The organism is Microbacterium sp. (genome assembly GCF_035277845.1).
Classification (GTDB): Bacteria; Actinomycetota; Actinomycetes; order Actinomycetales; family Microbacteriaceae; genus Microbacterium.
The window spans coordinates 1-11,146 of sequence record NZ_DATEJS010000078.1; the positions used below are offsets into that span (position 1 = coordinate 1).

The 11,146-nt window shown below is 68.3% G+C and carries 10 protein-coding genes; 7 read left to right on the forward strand and 3 right to left on the reverse strand.

What is annotated here, in order from left to right:
* The coding region (locus tag VJR25_RS03335) for a hypothetical protein (RefSeq protein WP_324112506.1) at positions 1-490 on the forward strand (490 nt) is incomplete at its 5' end.
* A gap of 2 nt (positions 491-492) precedes the next feature.
* On the opposite strand, the gene VJR25_RS03340 is transcribed toward VJR25_RS03335, so the two are convergent.
* Positions 493-624, reverse strand: a complete 132-nt coding sequence (locus VJR25_RS03340; RefSeq protein ID WP_324112508.1) for a hypothetical protein — start codon at positions 622-624, stop codon at positions 493-495.
* 177 nt (positions 625-801) lie between these two features.
* The gene (locus VJR25_RS03345; RefSeq protein ID WP_324112510.1) at positions 802-1,824 is read right to left on the reverse strand and encodes a LacI family DNA-binding transcriptional regulator; all 1,023 of its coding nucleotides are present in this window, start codon (positions 1,822-1,824) and stop codon (positions 802-804) included.
* A 121-nt stretch (positions 1,825-1,945) separates the two neighbouring features.
* Here VJR25_RS03345 and VJR25_RS03350 point away from each other — a divergent pair, with 121 nt between their 5' ends.
* The 6 genes from VJR25_RS03350 (at position 1,946) to glpK (ending at position 10,601) form a co-directional block, all read left to right on the forward strand.
* Positions 1,946-3,985 carry a beta-galactosidase gene (locus VJR25_RS03350; RefSeq protein ID WP_414683718.1) on the forward strand — a complete coding sequence of 680 codons (2,040 nt, stop codon included), beginning with the start codon at positions 1,946-1,948 and terminating at the stop codon, positions 3,983-3,985.
* A gap of 91 nt (positions 3,986-4,076) precedes the next feature.
* A complete protein-coding gene (locus VJR25_RS03355; RefSeq protein ID WP_324112512.1) occupies positions 4,077-4,937 on the forward strand; it encodes a sugar ABC transporter permease in 861 nt (286 codons plus the stop codon).
* Positions 4,934-5,845 carry a carbohydrate ABC transporter permease gene (locus tag VJR25_RS03360; RefSeq protein WP_324112514.1) on the forward strand — a complete coding sequence of 304 codons (912 nt, stop codon included), beginning with the start codon at positions 4,934-4,936 and terminating at the stop codon, positions 5,843-5,845. The genes VJR25_RS03355 and VJR25_RS03360 overlap by 4 nt, the downstream gene beginning before the upstream one ends.
* A 32-nt stretch (positions 5,846-5,877) precedes the next feature.
* Positions 5,878-7,209, forward strand: coding sequence for an ABC transporter substrate-binding protein (locus VJR25_RS03365; RefSeq protein WP_324112525.1), 1,332 nt, complete (start codon positions 5,878-5,880; stop codon positions 7,207-7,209).
* Between the two features lie 118 nt (positions 7,210-7,327).
* Positions 7,328-9,064 (forward strand): glycerol-3-phosphate dehydrogenase/oxidase, encoded by a 1,737-nt coding sequence (locus VJR25_RS03370; protein WP_324112516.1) that lies wholly within the window; start codon positions 7,328-7,330, stop codon positions 9,062-9,064.
* A 25-nt stretch (positions 9,065-9,089) separates the two neighbouring features.
* Entirely contained in the window at positions 9,090-10,601 is a 1,512-nt protein-coding gene (gene glpK / locus VJR25_RS03375; RefSeq protein WP_324112518.1) for a glycerol kinase GlpK, read from the forward strand.
* Positions 10,602-10,654: 53 nt separating this feature from the next.
* Here glpK and VJR25_RS03380 read toward each other — a convergent pair whose 3' ends face one another.
* Positions 10,655-11,098: an SRPBCC family protein gene (locus tag VJR25_RS03380; RefSeq protein WP_324112521.1), complete on the reverse strand. Its 444-nt coding sequence runs from the start codon at positions 11,096-11,098 to the stop codon at positions 10,655-10,657.
* Positions 11,099-11,146: the final 48 nt, after the last annotated feature.

Consider the following 11,146-nt stretch of genomic DNA (forward strand, 5'->3'; position numbering starts at 1 on the left):
GAACTACGCGTTGCCGCTCAATCAGACCACGATCGCGGTCGAGGACGAGCTGCTCGAACTCCCGCTGTCGCTGGTGAGCTTCCTGCAGAACGACGGACGGACTCTGCTCACCGTCGGAGACGACCTCGAGCTGTACGTCTCGGCACTCGAATCGGCACGGTCGACGGATCCGACCTCGCGGGAGATCTCCCAGATGCTCGGACGCATCCGCGTCGCGCACAAGTCGGCGACGCCGGATTCGGCCCGCGAGCTGCGCGGCCTCCTGGACGAGCTCGGGAGCCGGTTGAGCATCTTCAGCGTCGCGGCGGCGCGGGGCACGAGCATGCGGGTGCTGCAACTCGTCCACGACTACCCGGGGGCCCAGGCGACCGGCGCGGGGCCCGAAGAGATGGACGGCTGGCTCAAAGCCGTGGGACGGGAACTGCCGATGCTCACGCAGGAGGTCAACGAGCTGCGAAGGCGCACCGCGACCGCGGCGACATCCGCCTAGGGTCACTCCGGAAGCGAGGGATGCTGCTCCTGCGGCGCGTGCCCGCGGGGGATGAACAAGCCGACGACGAAGGCCACGACCGCGGCGATCCCGCCCAGCACGAACGACAGCTGGAACGCCCACGGCGTCGGCACCTGGGCGTCCCCCCCCGCTCGACCGCGAAGGTCGCGAGCGCCGCGACGACGGCGCTCTGCCGAGGCATCCGGGTGAGGCGTCGTCGTCCGCCGTCGCCCTGTGCCATCCGATCAGCTATCGGCACGGCGCTCCGGGTCCGCCAGGCGCCTGCGGGGCGGAACCCGACCCGATTCGGTCTAGGCGGAGAGTCGCCACACAACGGACGTATCGAGAAGCCTTCCTTCGGTCGGGATGTCGACTCGCCCGATCTGGTCGAGCACCAGCTGCGCGGCTGCCTCGCCGAGCTGGGCGGCGGGTTGGTGCACCGTCGAGAGCGCGGGCTGGCAGCGGAGGGCCCACGCGCTGTCGTCGAACCCGACGACGCCGAGATCGTCGGGGACGGTCTTCCCGGCGGTGCGCAGGGTGTCCAGGGCGCCCGCGGCGATGGCGTCTGAGGACGCGAACACGCCGTCGATATCGGGCGCCCGCTCGAGGAGCTGACGCATCCCCTCGATTCCGGCGCTGTGGCTGTAGAGCGGGAACTCGACGACGAGCTCGGGGTCGAAGAGCGGGCCGAGCGCCTCCTGGAAACCCGCAAGGCGGTCGCGGCCGGAGTCGCGGTCCAGCGCGCTCGCGATCATGCCGACGCGTCGCCGGCCGGTCGCCACGAGGCGCTCGGTTATGGAGCGCGCCGCTGCGACGTTGTCGATGCCGACATAGGCGATTCCCTCGATGCCCGGTGGGCGTCCGACGAACGCCGCGGGGATGCCCATCGCGGCGACGGCCTGTGCGATGGGATCGAGGGCGCGGGCGGAGATGATGATGACGCCATCCACGAAGCCGCCGCGGAGGTACTCGGCGACCCGATCGCTGTCGCGCGTGGAGTCGATGATGAGAGTCACGAGCTGGTAGTCGGCCTGCGAGAGCACGGCGTTCGTCCCGAGGAGGATGGTGCCGATGTTCGGGTCTTCGAGGAACAGCGAGTGGGGCTCGTGGACGATCAGCGCGATGGCGCCAGACCGTCGCGTCTTCAGGTTCCGCGCCGCTGTGTTGGGGACGTAGCCGACCTCGAGGATCGCGGATTCGACGGCGGCCCGTGCTTCGGGGGAGACGTACGGTTCGCCGTTGATCACGCGGGACACGGTGCCCCGTGACACGCCGGCCGCGCGTGCGACGTCATGGATGGTCGCCGCGCGCGGGCGAGCCGGCTCGGAGGTCATATGGCCACCTTAGCTTGACAACCGCGTCAGGCGGCCCATAGTGTGTGCACGTTCCCAGATGATTTCACCCGGTTCGGTTCCCGGTGTACTGGGAACGTTCACAGGTTTTGACGAGGAGGTCATGATGTCGCCCAGCAGCTCGGTCGGTTCGGCGCTGACGATGCTGACGACGTCGCGGGAGAGCGGGGGCCGACTGGCGTTCGGATGCGACTACAACCCGGAGCAGTGGGATCCGGCGGTGTGGCCCGAGGACATCCGCCTCATGCGTGAGGCGGGGGTGACCATCGTGGCGATCAACGTCTTCGGGTGGGCGCAGATCCAGCCGCAGCCCGGTGTCTTCGACTTCGCACCCCTGGACGCGATCATCGAGCTGCTCCACGCGGCCGGCATCGGGGTCAATCTCGGAACCGGCACCGCGTCCCCGCCGCCCTGGCTCAGCCTGCGGCATCCGGAGATCCTGCCGGTCGACGCGGATGGTGTCCGCGCCTGGCCCGGCGGGCGGCAGGCGTACTGCCCGAGCTCGCCGGTGTTCCGTGGCGCAGCGGAGCGCCTCGCCACGGAGGTGGCCACCCGCTTCGGCTCGCACCCCGCGGTACAGCTCTGGCACGTCTCGAACGAGCTCGGCTGTCACAACGCGCACTGCTACTGCGACGTCTCCGCGGCAGCCTTCCGCGACTGGCTGCGCGCCAAGTACGAGACGCTCGACGCCCTCAATGCGGCGTGGGGCACGGCGTTCTGGAGCCAGCGTTACGGTGCCTGGGAGGAGATCCTCCCGCCCCGCCGCACCCTTTCTGCCGGAAACCCTGCGCAGGCCCTCGACTTCGCTCGGTTCAGCTCCGACGAGGTGCTGGAGTGCTACCGGATCGAGGAGCGCGTTCTCCGCCGGTTGAGCACAGTGCCCGTGACCACGAACTTCATGGTGACCGCGCACATCCGCAATCAGGACTACTGGCGGTGGGCGCCGCACATGGACGTCATCGCCAACGACCACTACCTCGACCACCGTCTTGCCGACCCGCACCAGGAGCTCTCGTTCGCGGCCGACACGACCCGAGGGCTCGCAGGCGGCGCGCCGTGGCTGCTGATGGAGCAGTCCACCAGCGCCGTCAACTGGCAGCCGCGCAACATCGCGAAGACGCCCGGCGAGCTGATGCGGAACACCTTCGCCCACGTCGCCCGGGGTGCGGACGGCGTCTGCTTCTTCCAATGGCGTGCCTCGGCCCAGGGCACCGAGAAGTTCCATTCCGCATTGCTGCCGCACGCCGGAACGGACAGCCGCAAATGGCGCGAAGTGCTGGAGCTGAGCCGCGCGCTGGGCACTGTCCGCGAGGTGGCCGGCACGCATGTGGTCGCCGATGCCGCGCTGATCTTCAGCTGGGAGGCGTGGTGGGCCACCGACCTCGACTCGCACCCGTCGGAGGAGCTGCGCTACCTGGAGCAGACGCACGCGATGTACCGCGCGCTCTGGGAGGCGGGCATCACCGTCGATGTCGTGAAGCCGGGAGCCGACCTCTCCGACTACCGGATGGTCGTCGTGCCGTCGCTGTATCTCGTCCGCGATGCCGAGGCGAAGGCCGTGACCGATTTCGTGGCCGGCGGCGGAACCGCCGTCATCACGTTCTTCTCGGGGATCGTCGATGAGGACGACCGCGTGCGGCTCGGCGGATATCCGGGTGCCTTCATGCACCTTCTCGGCCTGCGCGTCGACGAGTTCTTCCCGTTGGACGCGGGCGAGAGAGTGACCCTGAGCGATGGTGCGACCGGCACCATCTGGAGCGAGCACATCGTTCCGGGCACCGCGGAGGCCCTCGCCACCTATGAGGACGGCCCGGCCCCGGGCTCGCCTGCGGTCACCCGCAACGCATTCGGCCGAGGCGCCGCCTGGTATGTCGGCACCGTGCTCGATCGCCCGGACCTGAGCCGCCTGCTGGTCGGGGCGGCGCACGAGGCAGGCGTCGCCATCCCCGTGGATCACGCACAGGGCGTCGAGTCCGTTCGGCGTCGCGGACCCGACGCCGATTACCGCTTCTACATCAATCACACGGACGCGGCCCGGAAGATCGACACCGCAGGGCTCGAGCTGCTGACCGGGACCGCCGTCGACGGTCTGGAGCTGCCGCCCGGAGCGGTGCGTGTCGTGAAGACGAGACGCGAAGACTGAGAAAGGGCACAAGATGACAACGATGTCACCTCCGACGACGAGGACCACGAGCGCGCAAGCCGCTCGCTCCCGGCCATCCCGCCGCCGCGGAATGAGCCTCTGGCGGGCCGTGCTGGTCTTCGTCGCCCCGTTCGGGCTGCTCTACGCGCTCTTCTACGCCGTGCCCATCGGCTACGCGGTCTACCAGTCGTTGCTCACCGTGCAGCGGCAGGGGACGTTCGGGCCGGCGACGCAGGTCTTCGGAGGCCTCACGCAATACGTGCAGGTGTTCCAGGACACAGCGTTCTGGACCTCGGTCGGTCGCGTGCTCGTCTTCGGCGTCGTGCAGGTGCCGGTGATGCTGCTGCTGGCGCTGGTATTCGCCCTCCTGCTGGACTCGCCGCTGCTGCGTGGAAAGAAGTTCTTCCGGCTCGCGTTCTTCGCCCCCTATGCCGTCCCCGGCGTGATCGCGGCGATCATGTGGGGCTTCCTGTACTCGCCCGCGCTGTCACCGTTCAGCGATCTGACGGCGAACGTGGACTTCCTCGGCGCCGACCTGGTGCTCTGGTCGATCGCGAACATCGTCACCTGGGTCTACGTCGGCTACAACATGCTCATCATCTACTCGTCTCTGCTGGCGATCCCGCAGGAGATCTACGAGGCCGCGAAGCTGGACGGTGCGAACCACTGGCAGGTCGCCGTCCGCATCAAGATCCCGCTGGTCATGCCGGCGATCATCCTCACCGCGGTGTTCTCGATCATCGGCACGCTCCAGCTGCTCGCCGAGCCGCAGACATTGCGCAGCTTCAGCACGGCGATCAACAGCACGTACACGCCGAACCTCGCGGTCTACACGACGGCATCCATCCCGAACTACAGCCTGGCGGCCGCGATGTCGGTGGTGCTGGCGCTGTTCACCTTCGTGCTCTCATTCGTGTTCCTCAAGCTGACCCAACGGAGGGCGTTCGCATGACCACCATCACTGCAGCCACCCGCCGCATCACGGGCAGCGAAGCCGCTCCGCGCGGGGCGGGCCGTGAGAACCCGGTCTCCCGCATCGGCGCGATGCTCGTCATGGCCGTGTTCACCTTCTACTTCCTGATCCCGATCTGGTGGCTCCTGGTCTCGTCCACCAAGACCCGCGGCGAGTTCACGACCACGGCGGCTCTCTGGTTCACCCCCGACGGGTTCTCGAACCTCCTGGGCAACATCGGGACGCTCTTCACGTACGACTCCGGCGTCTACGTGCACTGGGTGATCAACAGCATCCTGTACGCGGGGGTCGGCGCCTTCCTCGGCACGCTTGTCGCCGGGATGTGCGGCTACGCGCTTGCGAAGTACCGCTTCCGCGGGCGGGAGGTGCTCTTCAACGTGGTGCTGGCCGGCGTGCTCGTGCCGGCCACCGCGCTGGCCCTGCCCCTGTTCCTGATCTTCTCCCAGGTGCAGCTGACGAACACGTACTGGTCGGTGTTCCTGCCCAGCATCGTGAGCCCGTTCGGCGTCTACCTGGCGCGGATCTTCGCCGCCGCCAGCGTGCCGGACGAGCTCCTCGAAGCCGCCCGCCTCGACGGCTCCGGCGAGGTGCGCACATTCTTCACCGTCTCGGTGCGGCTGATGTCGCCCGCCCTGGTGACCATGTTCCTGTTCCAGTTCGTCGCGATCTGGAACAACTTCTTCCTGCCGCTGATCATGCTGCGGGATCAGACCCTGTTCCCGGTCACGCTGGGCCTCTATGCCTGGAACAGTGCGATCGGCCAGGCCCCCGAATTGCGATCACTGGTGATCGCCGGAGCCCTGGTGTCGATCATCCCGCTCATCGTCGCGTTCCTGAGCCTGCAACGGTTCTGGTCCGGAGGACTGGCTGCGGGAAGCGTCAAGTAGCAACAACCCCTCACAATCACAAAGGACACATGATGAAAGCACGCACCATGATGGTCGCCGCAGCCGTCGGCCTGACCGCCGCGCTCGCATTGACGGCCTGCTCCGGTCAGAGCTCCACCGGGAGCAGCACGGCTGCGGGTGACTGCAAGCCCTCCTCCGGCAAGGTGAACCTCACGTTCACCACCTGGGTGCCCGGGATGGACAAGGTCGTCGACCTGTGGAACAGCAAGAACCCGAACATCCAGGTCAAGGTCCAGACCGGCCCCTCGGGAAACTCTGGCACGTACCAGAACTTCTTCAACCAGATCAAGGCCGGCAACGCGCCCGACCTGGGCCAGATCGAGTACGACGCGCTGCCGAACTTCCGCGTTCAGGACGGGCTGATGAACATCGCCGACTGCCGGCCGGTGAGCGGAGCCCAGAGCAAGTTCGTCGACTGGACGTGGAAGCAGGTCACGTTCGGCCAGAACAACGCCGTGTACGCGATCCCGCAGGACACCGGGCCGATCGCCCTGTTCTACCGGAAGGACCTCTTCCGCGCGGCGGGCATCCCGGTGCCCACGACGTGGGACGAGTACGCCAAGGACGCGGCGCTGATCAAGGCGAAGGGCGCCTACATCACCAACTTCCCGAAGACCGACGTCAACTGGTTCGCGGGCATGGCGTGGCAGGCCGGCGGCCAGTGGTTCACGAACAACGGCAAAGAGTGGGCGGTGAACCTGACGGACGGCAAGTCGGCGCAGGTCGCGGACTACTGGCAGAAACTGATCGATGCCGGCGAGGTCTCGAAGCTCGCCTCGTTCTCCGACGACTGGAACAAGTCGTTCGACGACGGGCAGCAGTGGACGTGGGTATCCGCGGTCTGGGGAGCCTCCACCCTGGAGACCGGCGCGCCGAGCACCACGGGCAAGTGGGCCGTGGCACCGATGCCGCAGTGGTCGGCAGGCGAGAACAAGGCCGGTGACTGGGGCGGCTCCTCCACCGCGGTGCTGAAGGGCTCCAAGCACCCGTACGAGGCGGCCCAGTTCGCCATGTGGCTGAACACCGACCCCGAGGCCCTCGCCCTGGAGAACAAGCTCGGCGGTCTGTACCCGGCGGCCAAGTCCGGTGCCGACCTGCCCGCATTCACGTCCGGTCAGGCCTTCTTCGGGGGTCAGAACATCTACGACGTGTTCAAGCAGGCCTCCAGCGAGGTCGACCCCGACTTCACGTGGGGTCCGACCATGACGCAGACCTACACGGACGTGTCCGATGGGTTCGGCGCGGCGCTCGGCGGATCCGGCACGGTGCTCGACGCGCTGAAGACCGGACAGCAGAAGACGATCGACGAGCTGAAGGCTCAGTCGATCCCGGTCCAGGGATAGCCTCCGTCAGCATGCCGTCCCCGGTTGCGGACGCGGGCGTCGAGGAGGACCTCGTCGACGCCCGCGGCCCGACCGCATGGAGAGCCTCCGCAGTCGAGGTCAGGAAGGAGACCGACACATGGTCGAGAACTACGTGAATGCGCAGTCGCGGAGTGATGCCTTGAGGGCATTGGCGGCCGCAGGCAGGGACGGGGAGCCGTTCGATGTGCTGGTGATCGGCGGCGGTGTGACGGGCGCCGGTATCGCTCTGGATGCGGCGAGCCGGGGTCTGAAGACGGCGGTGGTGGAGGCGCAGGACTGGGCGGCGGGGACGTCGAGTCGCTCGAGCAAGCTGATGCACGGGGGTCTGCGCTACCTGCAGATGCTGGACTTCAAGCTGGTCCGCGAGGCGTTGGCCGAACGCGATCTGCTGTTGAAGAGCCTGGCGCCGCATCTGGTGCGGCCTGTTCCTTTCCTGTTCCCCCTGAAGCGCCCGGTCTGGGACCGGTTGTACATCGGCGCGGGGATCGCGTTGTACGACGCGCTCGCGTCGCTGCGGAGGGGAGCGCGACCGTTGCCCTGGCATCGGCATCTGGGCCGCCGAGGGGTGGCGCGGGTGTTTCCGGCGTTCAGCCGTCGGGCGGCTGTGGGTGCGATCCAGTACTGGGATGCCACGGTCGATGATGCCCGCTTCGTCACGACGCTCGTGCGCACCGCGGTCGGCCATGGCGCGTGCGCGGCATCCCGCGTGCAGGTGGTCGGTCTGCGCAGGGACGCGACCGGCAGGGTCAACGGGGCGAGGCTTGTCGATCTGGAGACGGACGAGCACTTCGACACCCGCGCGAAGGTGGTCATCAGCGCGACGGGCGTGTGGACCGAGCAGACGCAGGGCATGGCCGCCGACAGCGGCCTCAAGGTGCTGGCCTCGAAGGGCATCCATGTCGTGGTGCCCCGGGATCGGATCCAGGGGGACCCGGGGCTGATTCTGCAGACCGCCTCGAGCGTGCTGTTCGTGATCCCGTGGTCCCGGTACTGGGTGATCGGCACGACCGATACGCCGTGGACCGAGGACCTCACCCATCCGGTGCCGACCTCCCGGGACATCGATTACGTCCTGGCCGAGGCGAACAAGGTCCTCATGCGGCCGTTGACACGGGCGGATGTGATCGGCACGTGGGCGGGGCTGCGTCCGTTGCTGCAGCCGCAGATGAAGGACGGAACGGGCTCGGCGAAGGTGTCGCGGGAGCACACCGTCGCCTCACCGGTCCCGGGTCTGGTGTCGATCGCGGGCGGGAAGCTGACGACGTACCGGGTGATGGCGCGGGATGCCGTCGACTTCGCCCTCGGTCCGGATGTGAAGGCCCGGCCGTCGCGGACGGCGGAGGTGCCGCTTGCGGGTGCCGGTGGCGCGGACGCGGGCCAGTGGGATGCGGCGGCCCTGGCGCGACGGTTCGACCTTTCGGCGAGGATGGCCGATCACCTTGTGCACCGGTACGGCACCGACACGGCTGCGATCGCCGCGATCTGCGACGCCGACCCGGGTGCGGCGGTGCCCCTCTCCGGGGCGCCGGCCTATCTGCGTGCGGAGGTGGTCTTCGCCCTGCGCGCCGAAGGCGCACTTCACCTGGACGACCTGATGCACCGACGCACGCGGATCAGCTACGAGTACCCCGGATACGGGGCGGACGCCCTCGAAGAGGTGGCATCCATCGCGCAGTCGGAGCTGGGTTGGACGCAGGCTCAGCTGCAGGGCGAGATCGGTCACTACCGGGATGCGGCGACCGCCTACGAGGCTGCTCTGCACGAGCCGGATGACGTGACCGCGTCACGGGCACGGCTGGCCGCGGCAGAGCTCGTCCCGCTGCACCGCGACTGAGGCGTCGGGTCGTCCGGACAGCGTCATGCCAGAGTTCATCCTCGCCCTCGATCAGGGCACGACCAGCACCCGCGCCGTGGTGTTCGACCGTTCGGGGCGGCCCGTCTCCGCGGGTCACCGCGCCCACCGTCAGATCTTCCCCCGTCCCGGGTGGGTCGAACACGACCCGATCGAGATCTGGGACAACGTCGGACACGTCATCGGGATGGCGCTGGAGCGGGCCGGCATCCGGGCGGAAGACCTCGCAGCGGTCGGCATCACGAACCAACGGGAGACGACGGTGGTCTGGGACCGGCGCACAGGCGTCCCCGTCTGCAACGCCATCGTCTGGCAGGACACGCGCACGCAGCCCATCGTCGATGACCTCGCGGGAGACGGCGGCCCCGACCGATACAAGGAGATCACCGGGCTGCCCTTGGCCACGTACTTCTCCGGCCCCAAGGCGGCATGGATCCTCGAGAACGTCCCCGGTGCCCGCGCCGACGCCGAGGCCGGGCACCTGCTGTTCGGGACGATCGACTCCTGGCTGATCTGGAACCTCACCGGCGGTGTCGACAGCGGGCTGCACGTCACCGACGTCACCAACGCGTCACGCACGCTGCTGATGGACCTCACCGCCCTCCGGTGGCGCGCGGACATCGCCGCCGACCTGGGGATCCCGCTGTCGATGCTGCCCGCGATCCGTTCCTCGTCGGAGGTCTACGGCACCGGGGGCGGGGTGCTGTCTGGCATCCCGATCGCCGGAGTCGTCGGCGACCAGCAGGCCGCGATGGTCGGGCAAGCGTGCTTCACCGCCGGTGACGCGAAGAACACGTACGGCACGGGCAACTTCCTGCTGATGAACACCGGCCGGCGTCCCGTCACGAGCGACCATGGCCTGCTGACGACGGTCTGCTACCGGTTCGGCGCCGAGCCGCCGGTCTACGCCCTCGAAGGCTCGATCGCCGTCACCGGATCGCTCATCCAGTGGCTGCACGACAACCTGGGGATGTTCGAGAAGGCCGCCGACGTCGAAAAGCTCGCACTCGAGGTCCAGGACAATGGAGGCGTCTACCTAGTGCCCGCATTCTCCGGCCTGTTCGCGCCGCACTGGCGACCCGATGCCCGCGGGGCGATCCTCGGCCTGACCAGGTACGTCACGAAGCAGCACGTCGCCCGCGCAGCGCTCGAGGCGACCGCGTACCAGACCCGCGAAGTGATGGACGCGATGAACGCCGACGCCCGAATGGAACTGACCGAGCTGCGGGTGGACGGCGGGATGGTCGGCAACGGACTGCTCATGCAGTTCCAGGCCGATCAGCTCGGAGTCGATGTCATCCGCCCCGAGGTGACCGAGACGACAGCGCTCGGCGCAGCCTTCGCCGCAGGCATCGCAGTCGGGTTCTGGCGCAGCGAGGACGACGTGAAGGCAACCTGGCGGGAGGGTGCCCGCTGGGCCCCGAACGCTCCCCTCAGCGACACCGAGCGCCTGTTCCGCAACTGGAAGAAGGCCGTCGGCAGAACCCTGGACTGGGTCGATGAAGACGTGAACGAATAGACCCGCGTCGTCCCCTGGTCGATCGACCATCGGCACGGCGCTCCGGGTCCGGCTCAGGCGAGCGTCGCGAGCAGGTGCGCGTTGCGTATCCGGATGAGCCGGCGGAGGTAGGGGACGAGGATCGTGCGCTCGACCAGCCGCCCGAGGACGGGCGACCCGATCGTGATCCGATCGGTCATCCGCGACCCGTCACGGAGCGGTTCGAACGTGTGCTCGTGCACGAACACCCGGAACGGGCCGCGCACCTGCTGATCGACGAAGAAGCCCGGCCGGTCGAGGGCGGTGATCTTCGACGTCATCGTGAACCAGAGGCCGAAGTGGCGTGCGCGCCACGTCACCGTCTCGCCCAGTCCGATCCGCCCTGTCGTCACACCGGCGATGGCCCGCTCGCCGGATGCCTCCATCGAGGCCATGTGCGCGTCGATGTCCAGCGACACGTCGAAAAGCGCCTCCACTGGGTACGGCGACTCGGTGACGAGCATGAACGTCGAAGGCACGCGTCGTCCGCGTCTCGGAACGAGCGGCGGTCAGCGGTAGTTGACGAA

Excerpts from the sequence above, each read along its gene's own strand:
- VJR25_RS03360 (WP_324112514.1), top strand. The coding sequence starts at position 4,934 with ATGACCACCATCACTGCAGCCACCCGCCGCATCACGGGCAGCGAAGCC.
- VJR25_RS03345 (WP_324112510.1), bottom strand. The coding sequence starts at position 1,824 with ATGACCTCCGAGCCGGCTCGCCCGCGCGCGGCGACCATCCATGACGTC.
- VJR25_RS03350 (WP_414683718.1), top strand. The coding sequence starts at position 1,946 with ATGATGTCGCCCAGCAGCTCGGTCGGTTCGGCGCTGACGATGCTGACG.
- glpK (WP_324112518.1), top strand. The coding sequence starts at position 9,090 with ATGCCAGAGTTCATCCTCGCCCTCGATCAGGGCACGACCAGCACCCGC.
- VJR25_RS03355 (WP_324112512.1), top strand. The coding sequence starts at position 4,077 with ATGAGCCTCTGGCGGGCCGTGCTGGTCTTCGTCGCCCCGTTCGGGCTG.
- VJR25_RS03370 (WP_324112516.1), top strand. The coding sequence starts at position 7,328 with ATGGTCGAGAACTACGTGAATGCGCAGTCGCGGAGTGATGCCTTGAGG.
- VJR25_RS03365 (WP_324112525.1), top strand. The coding sequence starts at position 5,878 with ATGAAAGCACGCACCATGATGGTCGCCGCAGCCGTCGGCCTGACCGCC.